Origin of the sequence: Aeromicrobium sp. CFBP 8757, assembly GCF_014841755.1 — a bacterium.
Taxonomy (GTDB): Bacteria; Actinomycetota; Actinomycetes; order Propionibacteriales; family Nocardioidaceae; genus Aeromicrobium.
Genome location: NZ_JACYUM010000001.1, coordinates 330,599 through 353,922, shown reverse-complemented (window position 1 = coordinate 353,922; position 23,324 = coordinate 330,599). Strand labels below are relative to the sequence as shown.

The following is a 23,324-nucleotide window of genomic DNA, read 5'->3' as shown; positions in this document are numbered from 1 at the left end:
CCCACCGGGGGTGCCGCCCTTCGCGCGTCCGGACCTCAGCCGTCGTACGGCACCTCGCTGCGCCACGTGGCCGGATCCTGCTCCGCGGCGGCGACGATCGCGGCGGCGACGCGGTCCGGCGTGAACGCGCCGTCGCGCGCCAGCACCCCGCGCACCGTCACCGAGACAGCGCGGATGCCCTCGCCGGCCAGTCGCGCGTCGAGGCTGTGCACGAGGTTGCGCACGCCCGCCTTCTGCACGCCGAGCGATGCGGCTCCGGACGACGGCTCGTCGGCGGCCATGCTGCCGGTCACCGTGATGCGCGCCCCATCGCCCATGAACGGGCGGGCGGCCTGCACGGCGGTCAGCAGGGCTCCCACGCCCACCGCGACGTCGGCCAGCAGCTCGTCGGCCGTCAGCTGCAGGGGGTCGTGCGGGCGGTACGCGCTGGGGTTGAAGTGCAGCACGTCGACCCGGCCGAAGGCCTGGGCCAGCCGGGTCACGGCGTCGGTGGCGGCCCGACGGTCGGTGACGTCGGCGATCTCGACGCGGACCTCCTGCGGGTCGGACGAGATGCCGTCGGCGAGCTGGCGCACGGCGTCCTCGTCGGCCCCCAGCAACCCGACGCGGTGGCCGCGCTCCGCGAACCGTCGGGCGACCGATCCGCTGACCCCCGGGCCCGCTGCGACGACGATGACGACCGGTGACTCCATGGCACGAGGGTAGGCGAATCCTGCCGCCACGACCACGGCCACGGACCGGCTCGCGTCAGGCGGTCGCCGGTGCGCCGCGGCGACGGGCCGTCACGCGCACCGCTGCGAGCGTGCCCAAGATCAGCACCGCCGCGACGACCGCTCCGATCACGACCTCGTCGGTGCCGTCGCTGCGGCCGGTGACGGCGATGCCCACCATGGCCCACGTGCCGGCCACGGCGTAGGCGACGTTGCCGCGCGTGGCGGCCAGCACCGCCAGCAGCGTGACGACGGCGACCGCGACGATCACGAGCTGCCACCCCACGACGTCGGCCTCGACGACGTCGGCGTCGACCAGTGCGGTCGACACGTTCAGGAAGAACGCCGCCGTGACCCAGCCCGCGTAGAGGCCGACCGACGCGCGTGTCAGGACGGCGAGCCAGTGCGGCGCGATCGCGTCGCGGGTGACCGTCAGCACGGCGTCGACGCCGGCGACGACCATGACCAGCAGGGCTGCGGCGGTCGCGGCGCTGCTGTCGAGCCCGGCGAGGGCGATCCAGACCGCACCGCCGACGTACAGCACCACCAGGTCGATCTGCAGACGACGCGAGACCGTGTCGGTGCGCGTGACGAGCACCGACACCGCCTGCACGATCGCCAGGGTGTAGATGACGCCCCAGATCGAGAACGCCCAGCCGACCGGGGTGATCAGCAGGTCCGGGCCCGATCCGCTGCCGGGCGAGCTGCCCGGCCCGTTGATCGTCACGAGGGGGGCCACCACCTCGAGCACCGCGGCGGCGAGCACCGTCCAGGCCAGTCCGCGTCCGCCGGCGGCCATCCGCCTCGTCCCTGTCGTCGTGCCGTGCGTCGTCGTCATGGGCGCTGTGTACCCCGTCGTCGGACGTCGAAAAGCACTCGGTGGCGCATCACGCCGGGCCGGAGCGCAACAGCTGGGTCAGCCGGTGCGCCCGGTCGAGCAGCAGCCGTCCGAGCTCGACCCGGCGGTCGTCGCGGAACCTCGACTCGACCCCCGTGAGCGACAGCGCCCACGCCGGCGAGCCCGACCGGTCGAAGACCGCTGCCCCCATCCCCCAGCTCCCCTCGACCACGAGCCCGGGATTGGTCGCGAAGCCGGACGTCCGCGTCTCGTGCACGCGCGCCGTCAGCGCCTCGACCGCGTGGGCGTCCCCCCAGGCGGGGGCGAGGTCGGCACCGGCGCCGACCAGGAACGCCTGCAGCTCGCGCTCCGGCAGGTGGGCGAGGATCGCCAGCCCGGCCGAGGCGACCCCCAAGGGGAACCGGATGCCCTCGCGCAGCACGTGCGAGCGCAGCGGGAAGCTGCCGTCCTCGCTCAGCAGGCACACCGTCTCGTCGCCGCGGCGGGCCGACAGGAACGCGCTCTCGCCGGTCTCGACGGCGAGCTCGTGGACGACCGCGCGGGCGTGGTGGCTGATGTCGTAGCGCGACGCGGCGGACGTCCCCAGCAGGTACAGCTCGGGGCCCAGGTGCCACAGGCCGGTGCGGGGGTCACGATCGACCAGGCCCTCGCGGGCCAGCGACGTCAGCAGGCGGTGCGCCGTCGGACGGGCCATCACCACCTCGCGCGCCACGTCGGTCGTCGAGACGCCGCCCGGCTCGTGCGTGCCGACCCCCCTCAGCAGCGCGCCGACGCGCGCGACGACCTCGATGCCCCGCCCACCCGACATGTCCGCCACGCCTGCATCATACGTCCACTGAGCGGACGCGCGTCGGTGATCCGTCCACGCTCGGAGCATCTCGCACGGCTGCACTGTGAGGCTATTGACGGCTGGAGCGCCTGCTGGCAGCGTTCGTCCAATGAACGAGATCAACGACGTCGTCCGCGACGGCATGACGATCGCGGTGGGTGGATTCGGCCTCAGCGGGATCCCGTCCGACCTGATCGAGGCCGTGCGCGACTCCGGCGTGACGGACCTGACGATCGTGTCGAACAACATGGGCGTGGACGGCAAGGGCCTCGGGCTGCTGCTCGAGAACCAGCAGGTCACCAAGGTCGTCGCGTCGTACGTCGGGGAGAACAAGCTCTTCGCCCGCCAGTACCTCGACGGCGTCCTCGACGTCGAGTTCAACCCCCAGGGCACGCTCGCCGAGCGCCTGCGGGCCGGTGGCGCGGGCATCCCCGCGTTCTACACCCGCACCGGCGTGGGCACCGCGGTCGCCGAGGGCAAGCCCACCGCGGAGTTCGACGGCGTGACGTACGTGCAGGAGCGGGGCATCGTCGCCGACCTGGCCCTGGTGCACGCCCACACCGGCGACGCGCACGGCAACCTGCGCTACCGGCTCGCGGCCCGCAACTTCAACCCCGTCGTCGCGACGTGCGGACGCATCACGATCGCGGAGGTCGAGCACCTGGTCGACGCCGTCGACCCCGAGCTCGTCCACACGCCGGGCGTGTACGTCACCCACGTCGTCCGGGCGTCCGACCGCGTCAAGGACATCGAGCAGCGCACGACGCGACCCCGCCCCGACGGCACCGCCGCGCCACGAGAAGGAGCCTCCGCATGAGCTGGACCCGCGACGAGATGGCCGCGATCGCGGCCCGCGAGCTGTCCGACGGCGACTACGTCAACCTCGGCATCGGCATCCCGACCCTGGTCGCCAACCACGTCCCCGCGGGCATCCGGGTCACGCTGCAGTCCGAGAACGGCATCCTCGGCATGGGCCCCTTCCCCTACGAGGGCGACGAGGACGCCGACCTGATCAACGCCGGCAAGCAGACCGTCACGGTCAACCCCGGCGCGAGCTTCTTCGACTCCGCCGAGTCGTTCGCGATGATCCGCGGCGGCAAGATCGACCTCGCGGTCCTCGGTGCCCTGCAGGTCGGCGCCAACGGCGACCTGGCCAACTGGGCCGTGCCGGGCGCCCTCGTCAAGGGCATGGGCGGCGCGATGGACCTCGTCGCCGGCACCCGGCGCATCGTCGTGCTGACCGACCACACCGCGAAGGACGGCAGCCCCAAGATCGTCGAGCACTGCACGCTCCCGCTCACCGGGCTCGGCGTCGTCGACCGCATCATCACCGACCGCGCCGTCCTCGACGTGACGCCCGACGGCCTCGTGCTCGTCGACGTCGCACCGGGCGACGACGTCGAGTCGGTCCGCGCCGCCACCGGCGCCCCCTTCACGACGCGCGGCTGAGCCTCCGGGGAGACGTCGGACACGGGTTCGGCTTCGGGGGCGGGGGTACGGTCGCGAGTGCCTGTCTTCACCCTCCCCGTCTCGCGAAGGACCTCCATGACCTCCTCCCCCACGCCCGGCCGCGCCCTCGTCGTCGGCGCCACCGGCATCATCGGCCAGGCGCTCAGCACGCAGCTCGTCGACGCCGGCTGGACGACGTTCGGCCTGTCGCGCAGCGGTGGAGGCATCGACGGGGTGACGCCGGTCGCGGCCGACCTGTCCGACCCCGAGGCGCTGCGGACGGCACTCGACGGCGTGGCGCCCGAGCTCGTGGCGATCACCGCGTGGACGCGCCAGGAGACCGAGGCCGAGAACATCGCGGTCAACGGTGCCGCGGTCCGCAACGTGCTGGCCGCCCTCGAGCCGGCCGGCAGCATGCGGCACGTCGCTCTCATGACGGGCCTCAAGCACTACCTGGGCCCGTTCGAGGCGTACGGCACGGGCGACATGCCCGACACGCCGTTCCGCGAGGAGGAGCCGCGGCTCGACCACCCCAACTTCTACTACGCGCAGGAGGACGAGCTGTTCGACTCGGCGCGGCGCTCCGGGCACACGTGGAGCGTGCACCGCTCGCACACGGTCTTCGGCTTCGCGACCGGCAACGCCATGAACATGGTGCTGACGATCGCGGCGTACGCCACGATCTGCCGCGAGCTCGACCAGCCGTTCGTGTTCCCCGGCTCCGAGCTGCAGTGGAACGGCGTCACGGACGTCACCGACGCCGACCTGCTCGCCGAGCAGATCATCTGGGCGGCGAGCCACGAGGCGGGCCACGACGAGGCGTTCAACATCGCCAACGGGGACGTCTTCCGCTGGCGGTCGCTGTGGCCGCGGATCGCCGAGCACTTCGGCGTCCGGTGGGAGGGCTTCGACGGCGCTCCCCGACCCCTCGAGCAGGCCATGGCCGACTCGGCCCCGGTGTGGCGGCGCATCGCCGAGCAGCACGATCTGGTCGAGCCCGACATCGACCGGCTCGCGTCGTGGTGGCACACCGACGGCGACCTCGGCCGCACCGTCGAGAGCCTGACCGACATGAACAAGAGCCGCTCGGCCGGATTCCTCGGCTTCCGCGACTCGCGCGAGAGCTTCTTCCACCACGTCGAGCGCTACCGGGCGGCCCACATCATCCCGTGACGGAGACTGCCGTGAGGCAGCCTTCTGGCATCCCAGCCGCGCGAGCAGTAATGTAGGTACATACCTACAAGGGGGTGGCGACGGTGACGACGATGAGTGCACGCGATTTCAACCACGACGTCAGCGCGGCCAAGCGCGCGGCAGACCACGGGCCCGTCGTGATCACCGACCGAGGCCAGCCGTCCTACGTGCTGCTCTCGATCGCGCAGTACCGAAGGTTGGGCGAGAGCGGCGCAGACCTCATCGACCGGCTGAGCATGGACGACGACCTCGACGTCGAGTTCGAGCCGCTCGCCGTCGATCTGCGGATCCCCGACCTGTGAGCTTCCTGCTCGACACCAACGTCGTCAGCGAGCTGCGCAAGTCACCTGGCCGCGTCGATGCACGGGTTCGCGCGTGGGTAGCCTCCCGAGACGTGTCGAGCCTGCACCTGTCTGCCATCACGATCATGGAGATCGAGATCGGCATAGGCCGCCTCGAGCGCCGAGACCAGATCCAGGCGGATCGGTTGCGAACGTGGCTGGACGACGCCGTGCTCGCTGCCTTCGCCGGACGCATCCTGCCGGTCGACCTGGCCGTGGCACGACGAGTCGCCCGCCTCCACGTGCCCGACCCCCGACCCGAGCGCGACGCCATGATCGCCGCCACCGCGACCGTCCACGGCCTCACCGTCGTCACGCGCAACGTCGCCGACTTCGAGTCGCTCGACGTCGCGCTGGTCGATCCTTGGTCGGTCCCGGCGGACGACTGACCCCGCGGCGGAGGTCTCGACGGCGGGCGGATGGGTACGGGCACCCCGCTCGCCCACCCCCTCGAAGGAGCACACCCATGACCGATCGACAGCGCGTCCTGGTCACCGGGGCCAGCGTCGCCGGCCCCGCCGCCGCCTTCTGGCTCGACCGTGCCGGCTACGACGTGACGGTCGTCGAGAAGGCGCCCGAGCTGCGTCCGGGCGGCCAGAACATCGACGTCCGTGCGACGGGCCGCGACGTGCTGCGGCTCATGGGCCTCGAGGACGCCGTCCGGAGCCGCAACACCGGCGAGATCGGCACGCGGTTCGTCTCCGAGGACGGCACCGTCGTCTCGGAGTTCGGCGTGCAGGAGGGCGACGGCCACGACGGTCCGACCGCCGAGCTCGAGATCCTGCGCGGCGCGCTGTCGCAGATCCTCGTCGAGGCCTGCCCCGACGGCGTGACGTGGCGGTTCGGCACCAGCATCACGGCGGTCGACGACGGGCCCGACGGCGTCGAGGTCGAGCTGTCCGACGGCACCCGCGACCGGTTCGACCTGCTCGTCGTGGCCGAGGGCGTCGGCTCGCACACGCGCGGGCTCGTCTTCGGCGACGAGCCGCAGGAGAAGGCGCTCGGCATGTACTGCTCGTACGCCGCGATCGAGCGCACCGCCGACGACGACCGGTGGTGGAACTGGTTGGTCGTGCCCGGCGGACGGCAGGCGGGGCTGCGGCCCGACGACGAGGGCACGACCCGGGCGATGCTGAACTTCGTGGTCGACTCCCCCACGCTCGAGGGCCTCGACGGCCGGCAGCTGCGCGCCGCGCTGCGCGACGAGTTCTCGGGCGTCGGGTGGCAGGTGCCGCGCATCCTCGACGGCCTCGACGACTCCGACGACCTGTACGTCGACTACCTGCGGCAGATCATGTGCCCCACGTGGCACCGCGGACGGGTCGTCCTGCTCGGCGACGCCGCCTGGTGCGTGACGCCCGTCGGGGGCGGCGGGACGTCGCTGGCCATCACGGGCGCCTACGTCTTGGCGGCCGCCCTGTCGCGCGCGTCCGAGGACGGCACGGACCACACCACGGCGCTCGAGGAGTTCGAGCAGTGGATGCGTCCCCTCGTCGAGGACGCGCAGGACCTGCCGCCCGGCGTGCCCCAGGCAGCGGCACCGCGGACCCGCGTCGGGGCCCAGCTGCTGAAGTGGGGCACCAAGGTCGCCGCGACGCCGGTCGTGCAGGGTCTCGCCTCGCGCCTGACGTCGGGCCCGGAGGCCGGTCGCGAGCTGCCGCGCTTCGTCGACGCCGCCGCGCGCTGAGCGTCGACGCTCGGCATCATGGGGACATGATCATCATCAACGTCCGCTTCCCCGTCCTGCCCGAGCACGCCGAGCAGTGGCCCGAGCTGAGCCGCGAGTTCACCGAGGCGACCCGGGCCGAGCCCGGCAACCGCTGGTTCACGTGGTCGCGCAGCCTCGACGACCCCACCGAGTACGTCCTGCTCGAGGCCTTCGACGACGACGCCGCCGAGGCGCACGTCGGATCGGACCACTTCAAGAAGGCCATCGCCGAGCTGCCCGAGTATCTCGCGGCGACACCGCAGATCATCAACACCGTCGTGCCCGACGACGGCTGGGGACCTATGGGCGAGATGTCGGTCGAGCCCCGCGGCTGAGACGCCGGGCGATCGCCGCCAGGGCCCGATCGAGGTCGTCGGACCCCGACCGGGCCGCGTCCGGGAGGACGGATCCGGCCGCGACCGTGGCGACGTGGGACGGCACGGCGAAGACGACGGCCCGTCGGTCCACGTAGGCCGATCGACGGACGGCCAGGGCGTGATCGTCTCCCTGCTGGCCACCGACGTCCGCGGGCATCGTCATCGTCCGCGGCGCCGTCGGGTCATCCGGCCTCGACGGTGACGGCCTCGCGCCGGACTCTCGTCGACGGCGTCGGGCAGACACACGCCGAAGGCGTGCGCCCACGCCGCCACCGCCTCGAGCGGCGCGGCGGGCGCGAGCACCGGCGCGTCGCCGGGGCCCGACCGGTGCGTCGTCACAGTCGTCCGCCCACCTGCTCGAGGATGTCGCGGGCCCGGTCCTTGGCGAGCGACGAGTAGTCGCGCAGCGCCGACTCGGCGGCGTCCCGGTCACCACCCTCCAAGGCGGTGGTGATGCGACGCTGGGCCTCGATGAAGCGCTGCGAGGTGATCGGCGTCGACCCGAAGCTGCGGGTCATGACCTGCTTGATCGAGAGTCCACCGAAGGCCGCCGACAGCACGTTGTTGCCGGCCAGCGCGACCAGCGCCTCGTGGAACAGGTAGTTCGCGTCGAGGTAGGCGTCGAAGTCGACGAACCGGTCGTCGACCAGCAGCTGCGCCATCGCGTCGAACCTCTGCCGCAGCTCCGTCACGTCCACTCCCCCCGGCTGGGACGTCACGAGGTCGACGACCCCGATCTCGATGGCGAGGCGCGCGTCGAACGTGGCGTCGGACGTCCTGGCGTCGAATGGCGTGATGACGTAGCCGGCGTCAGGATCCCGACGCACCAGACCGTCGGACGACAGCCGGGTCAGGGCGTAGAAGGCCGCGGCCTCGTCGACGTCGAGCGATGCGGCGAGGTCCTCGAGCGCCACGACGTCACCCGGAGCCCAGACCCGGTCGAGCACCTTCTGCCGAGCCTGGCGGTACGCCGCGTCGTCCCGGGTGAACTCGAACCTGCCGAATCCTCCCCGGAAGTACGTCAAGGGCTCGCCGTCACTGGCCGACGCGGACAGCACCCGCCCGAAGAAGGCGGTGTGCGTGCCACCGACGACGCGCTCGACCACCTCGCACTCGATGTGGGCCAGCGCCGCGCTGATCAGCGGTGCGCCGGCAGTCCCGGAGTGCACCTGCACGCCGGCGAACTTGTTCTCGCTGGGCACTGCGAACTTGTGCGCCAGCTCGGCCTGGCCGGCACCGAGGACGTTGACCGAGAACCGTCCGGAGCGCGACACGGCCCCGGCGGTCGGCACGGCGTTGTTCAGGCACGCCAGCATCATGGGCGGATCGGCCGACAACGACGTCACGGAGCTGGCCGTCATGCCGAACATCACGTCGTCGGCCGCCGCGGTCACGACGGTCACGCCGCTGGCGAGGTGTCCGACGACGCGACGGAACTCCTTCGCGTCGAGCGGCACGACGCCGTCGTGGTCCTCGCGGTCCTGCGTGGGAGATGTCATGGAAGCGACCCTTTCGTGTCGATGCCACCGTCCGGCTCGGTGCCGGACAGGAAGGTGTGAACGGCGTCGGCGAAGGCCGTCGACGACTCGATCACGGCCGCATGCCGACCCGGAAGCCACACCGACCGGACGTCCGGCACGTCGCTGGCGAACCGGTCCACGGCCGCCCTGAACGGATCGGCGTCGTCGAGACCGCACACCACGAGCGTGGGCCGGACCATGCGCGGCAGGAGATCGCCGGTGTCGACCGACGCCAGCACGTCGCACGCCCGCGCGTACCCCTCGGGGTCCGTCGCCCCGAGTCGGGTGCGAGCCCGGCGCACCTCGGGGCCGTCCTGGTCGAGGAAGGCGCGACTGAACCAGAGCTCGAGGGTCGGATCGACGACGTGCGCGGTCCCCGAGGCGCGCACCGACGTGGCTCGATCTCGCCACATCTGCTGCATGCCGGCCGGGTAGACGGGGACGGCATCGGCGACGACGACCCGGTCGACGCGCTCGGGGTGCTCCGCCGCGATCCACTGCGCGACGAGACCGCCCAGCGACATGCCGACGACGTTCAGCCGACCGCCACCGATCGCGTCGAGCCGGCGGAGCACCGCGGACCCCAGGTCGGCGATCCCGGCACCGACGGGCAGCGCCGGCTCCGAGCCGTGTCCCGGCAGGTCGACCGCCACGGCACGGTCCAGGAGGGGCATGACCGGGGTCCAGAAGGAGCTGTCCGCACCGAGCGGGTGCAGGAGCACGGTCGGCGTGCTCACGTCGCCGCCCTGGACGGCGGCTCGAGCCGGATCGCGTACGGGGACGGAGTGCGGGCCGCGTTCATCGTCAGGGCCAGCGTCGTGTAGTAGCCGACCGCTGCGACCAGCTCGACGAACGCCTGCTCGCCCAGCTCGTCGACCGCCCGCGAGTAGGAGTCGTCGTCGACGGCCCCGTGGTGGAGCAACGCCGACGCGACGTCGTGTCCGACGAGGAGGTCCCGACGATCGGTCACCGGGCGGCGCCACGCGGCGACGTCGACGACGACCTCCTCGGGCACCCCCGCGCGGATCGCGAGGGGCTGGTGGTGCCCCCACTCGAACTGCTGGTCCCAGTGCCTCGCGACCACCAGCACGACGAGCTCGAAGACGGCGTCGGGCAGGCAGCTCTCGTAGCGCAGGTACGCACCGACCCGCTGCAGCCGGGTCATGAGCTCGGGGCTCCGCAGGAGCGGTACGAACGGACCGAGCACCTCCTTGCGCGGACCGGCGACCATCTCGCGCACGGCGGCGCGCTGCTCGTCGCTCATCGTCTCGTGCTCGAGCGGCGGCAGGCGATCCGGTCTCGACGGGTCCATGCGGTCAGACCCCGATGTGCGAGTTGACGGCCGGCATGACGTTCTGCGCCATCAGCTCCATCGACCGTCGTCCGAGACGCTCGTCGACCCAGTCCATGCCGGCGTAGACGAGCTCGCCGAAGTCGCCGACCTCGTCCCTGAAGCCCACGATCCTCTCGGCGACCTCGTCGGCGGTGCCCGCGATGACCAGGTCGTCGAGGACGCCCTCCAGCGTGACGTCGTCGTCGGGCTGGTCGCGACTGGTCTTGAACAGCTCGAGCCGGCCCATCTTCTTCATCTTCTTGAACATCTGCGAGTAGTAGAAGCGGTAGGGGCTCTGGGGATCGTCGCGACCGTACCGGAGCGCCTCCTCGTGGGTGTCTGCCACGAAGATCGTCCGGGCGACGCGCCAGTCGGCCGTGTCGGCCACCAGGCCGGCGGACTGCTTGCCCTCCACGTAGTTCGGCCAGTGCGTGGCGACCCACTGCGGCAGCAGGAAGTTGGCCGACAGGGGGTGGAAGTCCTTCTGCCCCATCGCGATGACGCCCTTCGAGAACGGCGCGACCACGGTGCCCACGATCTCGGGGCGTGGCGTCTGCAGCGGCTTGGGGATGATCCCGACCCCCATCTCCGCGTCCGTCGTGCGACGGGTCGAGACCACGAAGCGGTTGTCGGGCAGCTCGATGTCGTACGGCGGCTCGGCGGCCCACAGCGCCGTGATCACGTCGACGGCCTCGGCGAACATCTTGTTCCGGTCCTCGTCCAGGATGCCGAGGATCTCGGCGTCGGACGCCAGCGCTCCCGGGCTGACGCCGAGGATGAACCGGCCGCCCGACAACGTGTCGAACATGGCCGAGTTGATCGCGACGAGCGCCGGGTGCTGGTGCGAGAGGTTGGTCGTGCCGGTTCCCAGGCGGATCTGCTGGGTGTCCGAGATGAGCGTCGCGAGGAAGAGCAGGCTGTTGGTCACGTTCTCGTGCACGTCGGTCAGGTGCTCCCCGATGAACGCGTCGTGGAACCCGAGCTGATCGGCCAGCACCACGTTCGCGCGGTCCTCCTGGAGCGTCTCCTGCCACGGTCGTCCCGTCGGGTGGAGAGGCATCGCGAAGTATCCGAGTCTCATGTCAGTCCTTGATCTGTCGAGTGGTGTCTGTGGGTCCATGCTGGTGTCACGCGTGTCGCAGATCACTGTCGGCTGGAGTGAATCGGTGCTGCCTGATCTGACTGGTCACGTGAGTTCGGACGACGGCGCGACGCTGTGCGCGAGGACGCCGAAGACCGAGGCCGTGTCCTGCTGGGCGCGCCCCTGGGCCATGGCCATCGCGTAGTACGTGCTGCTCGCGGACAGGAGCGGCGTGGGGCTGCTGACGTGGGCCGCGAGCTCCTCGATCGCGCGGAGGTCCTTCTGGAAGATCTCGACCCGCGCCGTCGCCCGGTCGAAGTCGCCGCTCACCATCAGGGGTCCCCGCACCGCGAGCATCTTCGACGCCCCGGCCCCGTCGCCCACCGCCTCGAGCACCTGGTCGAGGTCCAGGCCCACGCGCTGCGCCAGGAGGAGGGCCTCGGCCGCCGCGAGGTTGTGCACGGCGACGAGCAGGTTGGCCACGAGCTTCATGCGCGTGCCGTTGCCGAAGTCGCCGACCGCGTGGAACGCCCTCGTCATCGAGGCGACGACCGGCTCCGCCCGCTCCAGCGCAGCCGGGTCCGAGCCGCTCAGGTACGCCACGACGTCGCCGACCTCGGCCTGGGCGCTGGTGCCGCTCACGGGGCAGTCGAGCAGCGTCATGCCCAGCGCTGCGGCGGCCTCGTGCGCCGCCTGCTTCTCGGCGAGCGTGAGCGTGCTGGTCTCCACGATCACCAGGCCGGCGCACTCCCCCTCACCGAGGCGCTCGATCACGGCGCGCACCGCCGCGTTGCTCGGCAGCGAGGTCACGACCACGCCGACGCGGCCGCACAGCTCGATCACGTCGTCGACCGTCGGCGCCTCCGCCGCGTGGCGTCGCAGGGATCTTTCGTCCAGGTCGTGACCCACGACGGTCCAGCCCGCCTCGCGCAGGTGGCGCGACATCGGGCTGCCCATCGCGCCGAGTCCCACGAAGCCGACCTCCCGGTCCTGCCCCACGCCACCTCGCGCGGTCATCGGTTGACCTTGTGGATCCCGGGGATCCACGAGCCGCCGATGCGGGCGTCGGCGGTCGACTCCCGCTTCAGGGCTGCCTCGAAGAGCCGGTCCCGCGCCTCGTCCGCCCGACGCTGGATGTCGGCGACGTCGGTACGCAGCATCACCCCGTCCCGCTTGACGAAGCGCCCCCTGACCAGCACGGCTTCCACGAGCCCCGGGTGGCCCGAGTACACCAGCGCACCGGTCGGGTTGTTGAGCGGCGCCATGCCGAGGCTGTCGGCGCGCACGACGATGACGTCGGCGTCCTTACCCGGGGTGAGGCTGCCCGTGACGTGGTCGAGCCCGAGGGTCCGCGCACCGTCGATCGTCGCGAACTCCAGGACGTCCTGGCACGAGAGCCGGACGCGGTCCTGCTCGCCGGCGTGCTCCTCGGCGGCGTTGTCCAGGGCCCGCTGAATGCTGATCGTGGCTTTCATGACGTTGAACATGTCTCCGCCGTTCGACACGCACACGTCGACCGACAGGCTCGGTCGCACGCCGACGTCGAGAGCACGACCGGTGGCGGGCCACCCCAGTCCCATCTGCGCCTCGACATCGGCCGAGACCGAGATCGAGCCGCCGGAGTCGGCGATCATCTGGAACTCGTCGGGCGCCAGGGAGCTGCAGTGCACGTGCGTGACCTTGTCGTTCAGCATCCCGTTGGCGTGCATCCAGGCCACGGGTCGGCGCTTGCCCCACTCCCCGTCGCCGTTGTGGACGGTCACCCGCGTGCCCAGCTCCTGGATCAGCTTCCAGTCCTCGTGGGCGACCGCCGGGACGCTGAACTGGGGCCCACGCAGGGCGAAGGCCATCGTGTTGAGCTGGTCGTCGGACGAGAAGTGCTCGGCCTGGATGCGCAGGACGTCGCGGCTGTGCGGCACCTCACTGGGAAGCTGCCACATCGTGGCACCTCCGCCGTGGGCGAAGACCGACCGCATGCCGGTCGCACGGAGGCCCTCGACCGCGGCGTCGCCGTGCTCGGGGGTGTCGATGTTGTGCGACCAGTCGAGCAACGTCGTGATCCCGCTGTCGAGTGCCTCCACGCCACCGAGGAGGTTGCCGAGCTGGGTGTCCTCCGGCCGGAAGTCGCCACTGAGACCGAGGTGGACGCCGGTCAGGTACTGACCGTGCGTCCAGTCCGACCCGATGTGGCGGATCAGCGACTGCCACAGGTGGCGGTGCGTGTCGACGAAGCCGGGCATGACGATCGCGCCCGTCGCGTCGAGGGTGTCGCAGTCGGCGGCCCGCAGACCATGACCGATCTCGACGATGCGTCCGTCCTCGATCAGGACGTCGGCGTTCTCGAGCTGGCCCACGGCGGGGTCCATCGTCAGAACGGTGGCATTGGTGATCAGGATGCGCTCGGCGGTCATGTGCTCTCCAGGGGTGACTGTGATGTACGTCTCCCAGTCAAGCGATCCCCGGATCGTGCGGCATTGGCGGACCCCGTGATCTTGACGCCGGTCCGATGGCAGGAACCGTGAGTCGGTGCGCCCTGCGCCTACGCGACGTTCATGATGCGCCACAGGCGGAGGGCCACCTGCAGCTCGGTCCGGCGGTCCTGCGTCGGCCCCAGGAGGTCCTGCGCCTTCTGCAGCCGGTTGCGGACCGTGTGCTCGTGCAGCTGGAGGTGCTCGGCCGCGGCGACGTGGCTGCCCAGGCGGAAGGACGCCTCGAGGGTCGCCCGCAGCTTGCTCGCCTCGGACGTGTGCTCGGCCAACGGCCCCAGCTCGCTCGCGACGAACTCGGCCGCGAGCTGGCGGTCGCGCATCAACAGGATCTCGAGCCGCAGGTCGCGGTAGCGCACGACGTCCGGCAGCTCTCCGCTGTCGACGGAGGCACGGATCTCCTCGACGCTGCGCACCTCCTCGAAGGCACGCAGGAAGCCCGACAGGCCCGCGGCCTGCTCGCTGACGCTGGCGCGCACCTCCATCGACCCGAGCAGGTCGACGGCGCGCACCATCCGGTCGTCCGACCATGGCTTGCTCGACCCCAGCCACACCACGGAGCTGCCGAGCGTCACCGGGTACACGATCGTGTGCATGGGGCTGACCGAGGTGCGCAGCGCGTTGACGATGCGCTGCGAGTCCACCTGAGGGACCTCCGGCAGCTGGACCGCGAGGTGGTGACCTCCCAGCGAGTAGTCCAGGGTCATCAGGTCGGCCGGCGACAGGACCTCGCCCGAACCGTCGAGGATCTCGCGGATCAGACGTTGACGGACGTGCGCACGCGACTTCTTGAAGGCGTCCTCCGACCGCGAGAAGCTGAGCGCGGCACTCGAGATGACCACCTCGGTGTAAGAGCCGATCGTGCGGGTCAGCGCCACGACGGCCGCGAGGGCGTCGAGCCTGCTCACGTCGGCGTTCTCGGCCGCCTCGGCCAGGACGCCGGCCCACTCGTCCCACTGGATCGCGAAGCTGTTCCGGTACGAGCGCTGCAACGAGGCGTGAGGGACCCTCCTCTCCGCCTCCAGCTCGGCGAAGCGCAGGGGGTGCACGAGCAGCAGGTTGCCCAGACCGACCTCTCCGCACAGCACGTCCTTCAGGGTCGAGGCGTTCTCCGTGACGCTGCGGTGCAGGGCCTCGACGAAGGCCGTGTCGTCGCGGCTGTCGGCGAACGCCAGCCCCATCGACTCGCCCACGATCCGCGAGATCATCGGGGAGATGTCGTGCGCGGCGAATGCCTCGATCGCCCATCCCGGCAGCGGCAGGACCGGCCTCTCGGTGGGCGGCGCGCTCATCGGACGGGTCACGGTGATGCTGTCGGGGGCCAACGTCACATCAGATCCTCTCGAGGTTCCCGCTGGCAGCAGATCGCACGATGGCCTCGAACGTTGCCACGTTCAGCGCGATCTGCTCGGGTGACACAGGATAGGGCTCTCCACCCCGGACGGACTCGGCAAATCGTTCGAGATTCTCCCGGACCGACGGGAAGGGCGGATGGTGACGCGTCGCCACCTCGCCGCCCCGCACGCAGCTGGCGACGTCCCACCCCTGGGGGTTCTCGGGATGCGCCCGGTCGCGGATCTCCGCCCACCCCGTCGAGCCCATGACGCACACGCGTCCCACGAAGGGAGTCGTCAGCGAGGCCGAGATCGTCGCCGTGGCCCCCGACTCGAACCCGAGCGTGACCGAGAGCGTGTCGCCGTTCGCGAACGCGGTCGCCAGCGTCGCGAGGCGTGCCCACACCGACACCGGCCGGCCGAGGATGCTGATGGCCAGGTCGACCAGGTGGATGCCCGTCGCGGAGAGCGGCCCGACCGGGGCCAGCTCGTTCGAGAGCCGCCAGTTGTCGGGTGGCAGGTCGAGGAACTTGTCCTGGCTGAAGTTGCCCTCGAAGATCAGCGGCACCCCCAGCTCGCCGTCGCGCACCCGCTGCTGCAGCTCCTGCACGGCGGGCTCGAACCGACGTTCGTGCCCGATCCCCACCTGGACCCCCGCCTCCGCCACCGCCCCGAGCGCGGCCCGGGCCTCGGCGGAGGTGACGGTGAACGGCTTCTCGCAGAAGACGTGCTTGCCGGCACGCGCCGCCGAGATCACCTGGTCGGCGTGCATCGGGTGCGGCGTGCACAGCACGACCGCGTCGACGTCTGGCGACGAGAGAGCCGCCTCGTACGAGGACGCCATGGCGATGCCGAGCCGGTCGCCGACCTCGACACGCCGGGCGTCGTCCGGCTCGACGCCCAGGGCGACCTCGATCCACTTGCTGTCCGACAGGCTCGCGGCGATCGTGGTCCCCCACCACCCCATGCCGACGACGGCGACCCTGACCTTGTGCGATCCGCTCATTGCGCCGTGTACCCTCCATCGACCATCAGGGCGTGACCTGTCACGAACGACGACTCGTCGGACGCGAGGAACAGTGCCGCGTCGGCCTGCTCGTCGACCGTCCCGAGACGACCCAGCGGGTGCCGGTCGAGCAGCCAGCCCATCGTCGCCTCGCGGTCGCCGGTGGCCTCGGCCCACGTCTCGAGGAACTCGGTCCGCGTCGCGCCGGGGCACAACGCGTTGACCCGGACCCCGTCGGGGGCCAGCTCGAGGGCCAACGACCTGCTGAAGCTGATGGCGGCCGCCTTCGTCATGGCGTAGGCGACCGAGCCTGCGGCACCCACGACACCGAAAGTGGACCCGAGCGTGATGATGCTCGCGTGGTCCGAGGCCCGCAGATCGGCGATCGCGTGCTTGCTGACGAGGAACATGCTCGTCAAGTTGCAGGCCACGACCTCGTCCCAGCTCTGACGCGACATCTGCTCCAGTGGACCCGCCGGCGCGATGCCGGCGTTGTTGACGAGGATGTCCAGGCCCCCGCACTGCTCCCGGGTGAACCGGACCAGCGACTGCACGAACTCCTCGTCCGTCGCGTCGCCTGCCAGGAACCGGGCGTCACCTCCCGCGGCCCGGATCGTCGCCGCGGTCCTCTCGCCCTCGGCCGCCCGCCTCCCCGTCAGCACGACCGAGGCTCCCTCGGCGGCGAAGCGGCCGGCGATCGCGGCCCCGATGCCGCTCGTCGAACCGGTGACGATCGCGCGGCGGCCGGCGAGACGGCCCGACCCGCTCACAGCGCCATGTTCGCGACGGCGGCCTGCTCCAGCGAGATGAGCGACATGCTCTCCTCCGGCGGCAGCACGACTCCCGTGGTGCGAAGGACCGCGTCCATGATCCAGTCCCGGGAGGCCTCGGCCTTGGCCCGGGCGGCGTCGTAGTCGACACCGACCAGTCGGCCGTGACGCTTGACGACCTTGCCGGCCACGAACACCGTGTCGACGTCCTGCGGGTGCGAGTGGAAGATCACGGTGCCCGGTTCCTCCAGCATCGGCCACATGTTCGGGCTGTCGGCGCTGATGATGAGGACGTCGGCCTGCTTGCCCACCTCGAGGCTCCCCGTGACCGACCCCAGACCCAGTGCCTCGGCGCCGTTGATCGTGCCCCAGGCCAGCGCGTCCATCGAGCTCGTCGCGAGCGTGAGCGGCATCTCCTGCCGCTGGTTGAACGAGTCGTTGACGCGCACGCGAGCGTCCTGCAGGCCCAGTCGGAGCTGGCCGACGACGTCACCGCCGTTGAGCGTGATGATGTCGCAGCCCACGGTCGAGCGGATGCCGTGCTCCTTGGCCTCGTTGAACACCGGGTGGCCCATGCCCATCTGGATCTCGGTGTCCGGCGTCGAGACGATCGTGCAGCCCGCGTCGGCGAGGTACCTGAACTCGTCGGGCGTGCTGGTGTTGCAGTGCACGTGGATCTGGCTCTCGTGCAGCAGTCCTGCGTGGTGCATCGGCGCCACGCCCTGCGACACCGTCACGCCGAAGTAGTTGTTGTTGTGGATCGACTGGGGCACTCCCATGTCGAGGGCCGCGCGGATCTCCTTGACCGACGACGACCACGGGATGAGACCCGTCTCCGTCAGCGCCATGCCCATCGTCACGAGTCCGTCGGGCGACGACAGCAGCTCGTCGTGGATGCGCTGCGCGTCGGCGATGCGGTCCTCGACTGAACCGAACGCGGGGTGGTCCACGGGGGCCGGCACGAACCCGTAGCCGTAGACGGCCCGCATGCCGCTCGCGAGCAGCGCCTCGACCCCCGCCGTCGCGTGATCGGGGCTGTTGTTGCTGTGCGAGTAGTCGAAGACCGTGGTCACCCCGGCGTTCAGGGCCTCGAGCGCGCCGATGTGGTTGCCGGCGGCGATGTCCTCGGGACGCAGCACCGGCGAGATGCTGAACCGGATGCCACGCATGTACTCGTGCAGCGTCCAGTCGGTCAGCATCGCCCGGAGGTTCGTCTGCCACATGTGCCGGTGGTTGTCCACGAACCCGGGCATCACGATGCCGCCGTGCGCGTCGATGACCTCCGCCCCGTCCTGCGGCAGGTCGTGCCCGATCTGCAGGATCGTGTCGTCCCCGATCAGCACCTGCCCCCGCGACAGCGTCGTTCGGGCACGATCCATCGTGATGACGTAGGCATTGGTGATGAGGGTCTTGTGCATGCGCGTTCCTTGCTCTGGTGGTCGGTGGACGCCGGGTCCCGGGCGGAAGACGTCAGGCCCGGGCGCGCCTGACGCGGGCGAGACCCCGCCTCGCCGCCGGTGTCGTCAGGACGGTCGCGGCGATCAGGAGTGCTCCGGTCAGGAGGCTGATGACGTACTGCGGGGTCGCCATGGTGCTGAAGAGCTGGTTGAAGAAGCACAGTCCCGTCGCCCCCGCCACCACCCCGAAGGCCGTACCGCGTCCGCCGCTCAACGCGACGCCGCCCAGCAGCGTCGCCGTGACGGCGAAGATCAGGGGCGACAGACCCGGGTTCGAGGCGGCCGTCGCGACGCCGTAGCTCTGCAGGGAGCCGCCGAGCGCCGCCAGCCCCGCCGAGGCGACGAACGTGCCGATGACGATCGCGTCGACGCGGACCCCTGCCGTCCGGCTGGCACGACGGCCTCCGCCGGTGGCGCGCATGTCGCGCCCGATCCGGGTCGCCGCCAGCACCCCGATGACTCCCGCCATGACGGCGAGGGCCACGAGGCTCCGCACCGAGAGCACCTGGGCGATCGGCTCGTTGAGTCGGGCGCTGAGATCGAGGTTCCCGTACGGCTGGCTCTTGTTGTCGCCGATCGTGCCTGCCACCCCGAGCGACAGCAGGTACCCGCCGAGCGTGATCGCCATCGAGTTGACGCCGAGCAGGGCCACCACGATTCCTTGGACGAGACCCAGCAGCGCGCACACCACGATCGCGACCAGGACGCCCGTCACCGGGCTCTGCTCCCCCAGCTTGACCGCGAGCATCCCGCCGAGAGCGAAGGTGCCGACGACCGACAGGTCGAACTCGCCGATGATCATCGTCAGCCCCAGGGCCAGCGCGACGAGGCCGAGGCCGGCCAGGCTCTGGAGCGAGTTGTAGACGCTGAACGCATTCGCCTCGCGGTCCGCCAGCGGCGGGATCACGAACAGGGCCACGAGCATCAGGACGGGGAACAGCAGAGGGACCAGGCTGGCCCACGACCGCGACCCCGCCGTCGCGATCGGCCGGGATCGTACGTCGGTGCTCATGCGCGTGTCCTTTGGTTGCTGTTGAGGTGGTTGACGAGGATGACGCACCCGACGATGAAGCCGAGGACGGCGACCTGCACGGGCGTCGAGTAGCCGCGCAGCAGGAGCATGTCGGCAATCGCGGCGATCAGCACCGCGCCCACCGCGGAGCGGACGACCGACCCCCGCCCACCGGTGACGGCGGATCCACCCACGAGCACCGCCGCGATCGAGTCGTAGGTCAGGGTGCCGGTCGCGCCGAGCGTCCCGCTCTGGTTGAACGCACCGAGCAGCACACCGGCGACCCCCGCGGTGACGCCGGCGGCAGCGAACGCCACGACGGTCAGTCGCGTGATCGGCAGCGCCCCGGCGCGGGCCGCGCGTGGGTTCTCACCCATCAGGACCAGCTGGCGTCCGCTGGTCGTCCTCACGAGCAGCCACTGGCCGAGGACGGCCAGGGCGATGAAGACGTACACCGGCAGCGGCACCCCGAGCAGCGGCTTGGCGAGGAAGCTGAAGTCCGGGGCGTCGGCGGGCGGGTAGACCGACACGCCACCCGTCACCCAGGTCGCGCCGCCCTCCTGCAGGGCGCCCGCACCGATCGTCACGATGATGGCGTTCGCGCCCAACCGGCCCACGACGTATCCCTGCAGACCGACCAGCACGGCCGACAGCACGATCGTGAGGACGACCGCCGGCACGAGGCCGAACCGGAGGAAGTAGAGGAAGGCCATGGCGCTGACCGCGACCGTCGTGCCGATCGACAGCGAGAAGAGCTGCCCGCCGATCACGATCGCCGTCGCCCCGATCGCGACGATGCCGACGATCGCGGCCGAGTTCAGCACGGCCTTGAGGTTCGAGACACTGTAGAAGCCGTCGGTCGTGAGCGTGCCGGCGAGCATCACGAGCACGAACAGGAGCACCGACCCGCGCAGGACGTGGGACCGCCATCCGGGCGTGAGGGCGGCCGCACGTCGCGCCGTCGTGGTCGCGGCGCTCATGCGACCTCCTCCTCGACGCGGCCGTGCGTCATGTCGGTCAGGACGCGGGCGGCGGTCACGTCGGCCCGGCTGCGGACGCTCACGACCCGCCCGCCGAACATCGTCACGACGGTGTCGGACAGCTCCATGACCTCGTCGAGCTCGGTCGAGCAGAAGACGACCCCCTTGCCGTCCGCGGCGGCCGCACGGATCAGGTCGTGGATCTCGGCGCGACCACCGACGTCCACCCCTCTCGTCGGCTCGTCGAACAGCAGGACGACTGACGACGGGCGGCGCAGGGAACGGGCGACGAGCACCTTCTGCTGGTTGCCCCCGCTGAGCGATCCGACCGGGTGGCCCGACCGGTCCGGTGCGATGTCGGTCAGCCCGAGCAGCTCGCCGACGGCCCGGCGGTCGCTCGCGCGCCGCACCAGGCCCCAGCGACTCAGGAGCGGGAGCCGTGTGGCGACGACGTTCCGCGCGATCGAGTGGGTGAGGAACAGTCCCTCCTGCTTGCGATCGCTCGTCGTGTAGAAGATCCCACGCGCGGCCGCCGTCAGGGGCGACGTGAGCCTCAGCGGACGGCCGGCCACCTCGACCTGTCCCGTCGCCAGTGGCTCGAGACCTGCCAGGGCCCGCATGATCTCCGACGCCCCGCACCCGACCTGGCCAGCGATCCCGATGATCTGACCCTCCGCGACCTCCAGGTCGACGCCGTGGACGGACGGGGGCACCGAGAGCCCGGTCACCGACAGGACGGTGGAGCGGGACGGGTCGGGAGCGCGGTCCGTCGCACCGGACTCGGGCAGATGCCCCAGCATCATCGTCACGATCGAGTCGCGGTCCAGCGTCGCGACCGACTCCGTGCCGATCGTCCTGCCGTCCCGCAGGACGGTGGCGCGCTGGCAGAGCGCGAGGATCTCGCCCAAGCGGTGCGAGACGTAGATGATCGAGCGCCCGTCGGCAGCCATCGCGCGCACCGCCGCGAACACCATGTCGATCTCGTGGTCGCTGAGCGTCGCGGTCGGCTCGTCCAGGATCAGGATCTTGGCGTCCCGGCTCAGCGCCCGGGCGATCTCGACGAGCTGCTGCTCGCCCAGCGACAGGCTGGACACAGGTGCCCCGAGCGCCACGCGTTCGAGACCCAGCGAGTCGAGGATCTCCCGCAGCCGCGCCGGCGGGACAGAGCTGGACCGCGCCGCCCCCAGCATCATGTTCTCGGCGACCGTGAGCGTGGGCACGAGACTCAGCTCCTGGTCGACCAGGGCGACACCGTGCATCTGCGACTGACGCGGGTTCCTGGCCTGCACGTGCTCCCCGTCGATCAGCACCTCACCGGAGTCCGGCTGCACCAGGCCCGACAGCACCTTGACCAAGGTGCTCTTGCCCGCCCCGTTGTGGCCGAGGAGGGCGTGCACCTCGCCTGCCCTGACGTCGAACGAGACGTCGCTGAGCGCCGCGAAGGCTCCGTACGTCACGGTGACGCCACGCACGTCCAACCGGGTGCCCGGCTCGTTCACGACCTCTTCGTCGTCGGTCGGGGGCGCTGCGTCGCCCAGGTGCTGCGTGCGGCCCGGTGCCGCGGTGCGGTGCGTCGCGTCCGAGACGGCGACCGTCTTGTCCTGCCTCATGCTGATCAACTTTCTGTCAGGTGCGATCCGGCGGCCCGCCACCGAGGAGTTGGTGGCGGACCGCCGGTGTCAGGTCAGGCGATCGAGCAACCGGCCTCGAACTCGGCCAGGTTGGCCTTCGTGACGCGGTTCTCGGTGTTGAGGTTCACCTTGGGGATGTCCTCGCCCTCGAGGAACTTGGTCGTGTACTCGACGACGAAGTCGCCCTCGGCGTCGGGCGCCTGGGTCGCGGTGCCGTACTGCAGGCCGTTCTTGATGTTGTCGATGCCGACCTTGAAGCAGTTGCTGCCCGAGACGATCAGGCCCTTCTTGTCGACCCCCACCGGGATCCCCGCCTGCTCGGCGCTCTGGATGATCGCGTTCGCCTGGTAGTCGGCCATGCCGTAGGCACCCTGGATCCCGCCCTTGCTCTCGTACTGCGCGAACAGCTGGGAGGCGATCTTGCCCGTGAGCGCCGGGTCCCAGTTGCCGTTCTTCTCCTCGACCAGGTCGAAGCCCGGGTTCTTCTTCAGCTCGGCCTTGAACGCCTTCATGCGGTCCCCGCTGGTGGCCGTCGCATCCGCACCGGTGATCGCGACGATGTTGCCGCCGTCGAGGCCCTCGGCCTTCATGCCCTCGACGATGTTCTGCGCCGCGTAGGTGCCGAGCGCCGCCTGGTCGGCGTTGATCGTGGAGGCCACGTTGTCCTCGGCCTGGGGGGCCGGCATCGAGTTGATGATGATGACCGGGATGTTCTGGGCCTTCGCCTGCTGGATCGACGGCACCAGCGAGTTGTCGTCCGTGGGCGCCAGGAGGATGAGGTCGGGCCTCGAGGCGATGGCGCTCTGCAGGTTCTGCACCTGCTGGGCGACGTCGAACGGGTCCTGCAGGTGCTCGACCTTCGCGCCGGCCTTCGTGAGGTCGGTCTTGATCGTCTTGGTGTAGACCGCGCACCACGGGTTCAGGTCCGGGCAACCGACCATGATGACGCTCTTGCCGTCGACTCCTCCGGACGGGCCGCCGCCGGCGCTGCTCGACGATCCGCCACCACACGCCGACAGCGTGATCACCGCCAGCGCGATCACCAGCCCGAGGAGCGCACGGGACCGTCCGCCGGATCGTCGGGAGCCGCGCTCCGCACCGGTCGTCGCCCGGCGGGCCGCGCTCTCCGTCGTCCGGTCGCGCCTGGTGGGGATCTGCTTCTTCATGCCAAACCTCAATCTCACGTGTGACTGGTGTCACTGACCATGAGCGCTATTGAAGTCTTGCGTGACCCACGACACAGTGAC

Annotated in this window: 24 protein-coding genes; 7 read left to right on the top strand and 17 right to left on the bottom strand. The window is 70.9% G+C overall.

Annotated elements, in window-relative coordinates; translation table 11 throughout:
- Positions 1-35: 35 nt before the first annotated feature.
- Genes IFT73_RS01700 through IFT73_RS01690 form a run of 3 tightly spaced genes read right to left on the bottom strand, consistent with a single transcriptional unit; the run spans position 36 to position 2,377 of the window.
- Positions 36-692: an SDR family oxidoreductase gene (locus IFT73_RS01700; protein ID WP_192166115.1), complete on the bottom strand. Its 657-nt coding sequence runs from the start codon at positions 690-692 to the stop codon at positions 36-38.
- Positions 693-747: 55 nt separating this feature from the next.
- Positions 748-1,548 carry an MFS transporter gene (locus IFT73_RS01695; RefSeq protein WP_192166114.1) on the bottom strand — a complete coding sequence of 267 codons (801 nt, stop codon included), beginning with the start codon at positions 1,546-1,548 and terminating at the stop codon, positions 748-750.
- A 49-nt stretch (positions 1,549-1,597) separates the two neighbouring features.
- Entirely contained in the window at positions 1,598-2,377 is a 780-nt protein-coding gene (locus tag IFT73_RS01690) for an IclR family transcriptional regulator (protein ID WP_192166930.1), read from the bottom strand.
- 130 nt (positions 2,378-2,507) lie between these two features.
- Between IFT73_RS01690 and IFT73_RS01685 the strand changes: the two genes are divergently transcribed.
- From IFT73_RS01685 to IFT73_RS01655, 7 genes are all read left to right on the top strand, one after another.
- Positions 2,508-3,215 carry a CoA transferase subunit A gene (locus IFT73_RS01685; RefSeq protein ID WP_192166113.1) on the top strand — a complete coding sequence of 236 codons (708 nt, stop codon included), beginning with the start codon at positions 2,508-2,510 and terminating at the stop codon, positions 3,213-3,215.
- Positions 3,212-3,847: a CoA transferase subunit B gene (locus IFT73_RS01680; protein WP_056607028.1), complete on the top strand. Its 636-nt coding sequence runs from the start codon at positions 3,212-3,214 to the stop codon at positions 3,845-3,847. Before IFT73_RS01685 ends, IFT73_RS01680 begins: the two co-directional genes overlap by 4 nt.
- Positions 3,848-3,943: 96 nt before the next feature.
- Positions 3,944-5,020, top strand: coding sequence for an SDR family oxidoreductase (locus IFT73_RS01675; protein ID WP_192166112.1), 1,077 nt, complete (start codon positions 3,944-3,946; stop codon positions 5,018-5,020).
- A gap of 92 nt (positions 5,021-5,112) precedes the next feature.
- The gene (locus IFT73_RS01670) at positions 5,113-5,343 is read left to right on the top strand and encodes a type II toxin-antitoxin system prevent-host-death family antitoxin (protein WP_197983462.1); all 231 of its coding nucleotides are present in this window, start codon (positions 5,113-5,115) and stop codon (positions 5,341-5,343) included.
- A complete protein-coding gene (locus IFT73_RS01665) occupies positions 5,340-5,771 on the top strand; it encodes a type II toxin-antitoxin system VapC family toxin (RefSeq protein WP_192166110.1) in 432 nt (143 codons plus the stop codon). Before IFT73_RS01670 ends, IFT73_RS01665 begins: the two co-directional genes overlap by 4 nt.
- A 77-nt stretch (positions 5,772-5,848) precedes the next feature.
- Complete coding sequence (locus tag IFT73_RS01660) at positions 5,849-7,069, top strand: FAD-dependent monooxygenase (protein WP_192166109.1); 1,221 nt, start codon at positions 5,849-5,851, stop codon at positions 7,067-7,069.
- Positions 7,070-7,095: 26 nt separating this feature from the next.
- Positions 7,096-7,425 (top strand): putative quinol monooxygenase, encoded by a 330-nt coding sequence (locus IFT73_RS01655; RefSeq protein WP_192166108.1) that lies wholly within the window; start codon positions 7,096-7,098, stop codon positions 7,423-7,425.
- A 377-nt stretch (positions 7,426-7,802) separates the two neighbouring features.
- Here IFT73_RS01655 and IFT73_RS01650 read toward each other — a convergent pair whose 3' ends face one another.
- The 14 genes from IFT73_RS01650 to IFT73_RS01585 form a co-directional block, all read right to left on the bottom strand.
- The gene (locus tag IFT73_RS01650; protein WP_192166107.1) at positions 7,803-8,966 is read right to left on the bottom strand and encodes a flavin reductase; all 1,164 of its coding nucleotides are present in this window, start codon (positions 8,964-8,966) and stop codon (positions 7,803-7,805) included.
- Positions 8,963-9,724: an alpha/beta fold hydrolase gene (locus IFT73_RS01645; RefSeq protein ID WP_192166106.1), complete on the bottom strand. Its 762-nt coding sequence runs from the start codon at positions 9,722-9,724 to the stop codon at positions 8,963-8,965. The genes IFT73_RS01650 and IFT73_RS01645 overlap by 4 nt, the downstream gene beginning before the upstream one ends.
- Positions 9,721-10,251 (bottom strand): carboxymuconolactone decarboxylase family protein, encoded by a 531-nt coding sequence (locus IFT73_RS01640; protein ID WP_197983461.1) that lies wholly within the window; start codon positions 10,249-10,251, stop codon positions 9,721-9,723. The genes IFT73_RS01645 and IFT73_RS01640 overlap by 4 nt, the downstream gene beginning before the upstream one ends.
- A gap of 52 nt (positions 10,252-10,303) precedes the next feature.
- Positions 10,304-11,401, bottom strand: coding sequence for an LLM class flavin-dependent oxidoreductase (locus IFT73_RS01635; RefSeq protein ID WP_192166104.1), 1,098 nt, complete (start codon positions 11,399-11,401; stop codon positions 10,304-10,306).
- A 105-nt stretch (positions 11,402-11,506) separates the two neighbouring features.
- A complete protein-coding gene (locus tag IFT73_RS01630) occupies positions 11,507-12,418 on the bottom strand; it encodes an NAD(P)-dependent oxidoreductase (RefSeq protein WP_192166103.1) in 912 nt (303 codons plus the stop codon).
- On the bottom strand, positions 12,415-13,812 hold the full coding sequence (locus IFT73_RS01625) for an amidohydrolase family protein (RefSeq protein ID WP_192166102.1): 1,398 nt from the start codon (positions 13,810-13,812) through the stop codon (positions 12,415-12,417). Before IFT73_RS01625 ends, IFT73_RS01630 begins: the two co-directional genes overlap by 4 nt.
- Positions 13,813-13,940: 128 nt before the next feature.
- Positions 13,941-15,218 carry a helix-turn-helix domain-containing protein gene (locus IFT73_RS01620; RefSeq protein WP_192166097.1) on the bottom strand — a complete coding sequence of 426 codons (1,278 nt, stop codon included), beginning with the start codon at positions 15,216-15,218 and terminating at the stop codon, positions 13,941-13,943.
- Position 15,219: 1 nt separating this feature from the next.
- Complete coding sequence (locus IFT73_RS01615; protein ID WP_192166095.1) at positions 15,220-16,227, bottom strand: Gfo/Idh/MocA family protein; 1,008 nt, start codon at positions 16,225-16,227, stop codon at positions 15,220-15,222.
- On the bottom strand, positions 16,224-16,997 hold the full coding sequence (locus IFT73_RS01610) for an SDR family NAD(P)-dependent oxidoreductase (RefSeq protein WP_192166093.1): 774 nt from the start codon (positions 16,995-16,997) through the stop codon (positions 16,224-16,226). Before IFT73_RS01610 ends, IFT73_RS01615 begins: the two co-directional genes overlap by 4 nt.
- Entirely contained in the window at positions 16,994-18,415 is a 1,422-nt protein-coding gene (locus IFT73_RS01605; protein ID WP_192166091.1) for an amidohydrolase family protein, read from the bottom strand. Before IFT73_RS01605 ends, IFT73_RS01610 begins: the two co-directional genes overlap by 4 nt.
- 52 nt (positions 18,416-18,467) lie before the next feature.
- Complete coding sequence (locus tag IFT73_RS01600) at positions 18,468-19,466, bottom strand: ABC transporter permease (RefSeq protein WP_192166089.1); 999 nt, start codon at positions 19,464-19,466, stop codon at positions 18,468-18,470.
- On the bottom strand, positions 19,463-20,446 hold the full coding sequence (locus IFT73_RS01595; protein ID WP_192166087.1) for an ABC transporter permease: 984 nt from the start codon (positions 20,444-20,446) through the stop codon (positions 19,463-19,465). The genes IFT73_RS01600 and IFT73_RS01595 overlap by 4 nt, the downstream gene beginning before the upstream one ends.
- On the bottom strand, positions 20,443-22,056 hold the full coding sequence (locus IFT73_RS01590; protein ID WP_192166085.1) for a sugar ABC transporter ATP-binding protein: 1,614 nt from the start codon (positions 22,054-22,056) through the stop codon (positions 20,443-20,445). The genes IFT73_RS01595 and IFT73_RS01590 overlap by 4 nt, the downstream gene beginning before the upstream one ends.
- A gap of 74 nt (positions 22,057-22,130) precedes the next feature.
- Positions 22,131-23,243, bottom strand: coding sequence for a sugar ABC transporter substrate-binding protein (locus tag IFT73_RS01585; RefSeq protein ID WP_192166083.1), 1,113 nt, complete (start codon positions 23,241-23,243; stop codon positions 22,131-22,133).
- Between the last annotated feature and the right edge of the window lie 81 nt (positions 23,244-23,324).

Coding starts and splice junctions, on each gene's coding strand:
- IFT73_RS01700 (WP_192166115.1), bottom strand. CDS start 692: ATGGAGTCACCGGTCGTCATCGTCGTCGCAGCGGGCCCGGGGGTCAGC.
- IFT73_RS01695 (WP_192166114.1), bottom strand. CDS start 1,548: ATGACGACGACGCACGGCACGACGACAGGGACGAGGCGGATGGCCGCC.
- IFT73_RS01690 (WP_192166930.1), bottom strand. CDS start 2,377: ATGTCGGGTGGGCGGGGCATCGAGGTCGTCGCGCGCGTCGGCGCGCTG.
- IFT73_RS01685 (WP_192166113.1), top strand. CDS start 2,508: ATGAACGAGATCAACGACGTCGTCCGCGACGGCATGACGATCGCGGTG.
- IFT73_RS01680 (WP_056607028.1), top strand. CDS start 3,212: ATGAGCTGGACCCGCGACGAGATGGCCGCGATCGCGGCCCGCGAGCTG.
- IFT73_RS01675 (WP_192166112.1), top strand. CDS start 3,944: ATGACCTCCTCCCCCACGCCCGGCCGCGCCCTCGTCGTCGGCGCCACC.
- IFT73_RS01670 (WP_197983462.1), top strand. CDS start 5,113: ATGAGTGCACGCGATTTCAACCACGACGTCAGCGCGGCCAAGCGCGCG.
- IFT73_RS01660 (WP_192166109.1), top strand. CDS start 5,849: ATGACCGATCGACAGCGCGTCCTGGTCACCGGGGCCAGCGTCGCCGGC.
- IFT73_RS01655 (WP_192166108.1), top strand. CDS start 7,096: ATGATCATCATCAACGTCCGCTTCCCCGTCCTGCCCGAGCACGCCGAG.
- IFT73_RS01650 (WP_192166107.1), bottom strand. CDS start 8,966: ATGACATCTCCCACGCAGGACCGCGAGGACCACGACGGCGTCGTGCCG.
- IFT73_RS01640 (WP_197983461.1), bottom strand. CDS start 10,251: ATGAGCGACGAGCAGCGCGCCGCCGTGCGCGAGATGGTCGCCGGTCCG.
- IFT73_RS01635 (WP_192166104.1), bottom strand. CDS start 11,401: ATGAGACTCGGATACTTCGCGATGCCTCTCCACCCGACGGGACGACCG.
- IFT73_RS01630 (WP_192166103.1), bottom strand. CDS start 12,418: ATGACCGCGCGAGGTGGCGTGGGGCAGGACCGGGAGGTCGGCTTCGTG.
- IFT73_RS01625 (WP_192166102.1), bottom strand. CDS start 13,812: ATGACCGCCGAGCGCATCCTGATCACCAATGCCACCGTTCTGACGATG.
- IFT73_RS01615 (WP_192166095.1), bottom strand. CDS start 16,227: ATGAGCGGATCGCACAAGGTCAGGGTCGCCGTCGTCGGCATGGGGTGG.
- IFT73_RS01605 (WP_192166091.1), bottom strand. CDS start 18,415: ATGCACAAGACCCTCATCACCAATGCCTACGTCATCACGATGGATCGT.
- IFT73_RS01600 (WP_192166089.1), bottom strand. CDS start 19,466: ATGAGCACCGACGTACGATCCCGGCCGATCGCGACGGCGGGGTCGCGG.
- IFT73_RS01595 (WP_192166087.1), bottom strand. CDS start 20,446: ATGAGCGCCGCGACCACGACGGCGCGACGTGCGGCCGCCCTCACGCCC.
- IFT73_RS01590 (WP_192166085.1), bottom strand. CDS start 22,056: ATGAGGCAGGACAAGACGGTCGCCGTCTCGGACGCGACGCACCGCACC.
- IFT73_RS01585 (WP_192166083.1), bottom strand. CDS start 23,243: ATGAAGAAGCAGATCCCCACCAGGCGCGACCGGACGACGGAGAGCGCG.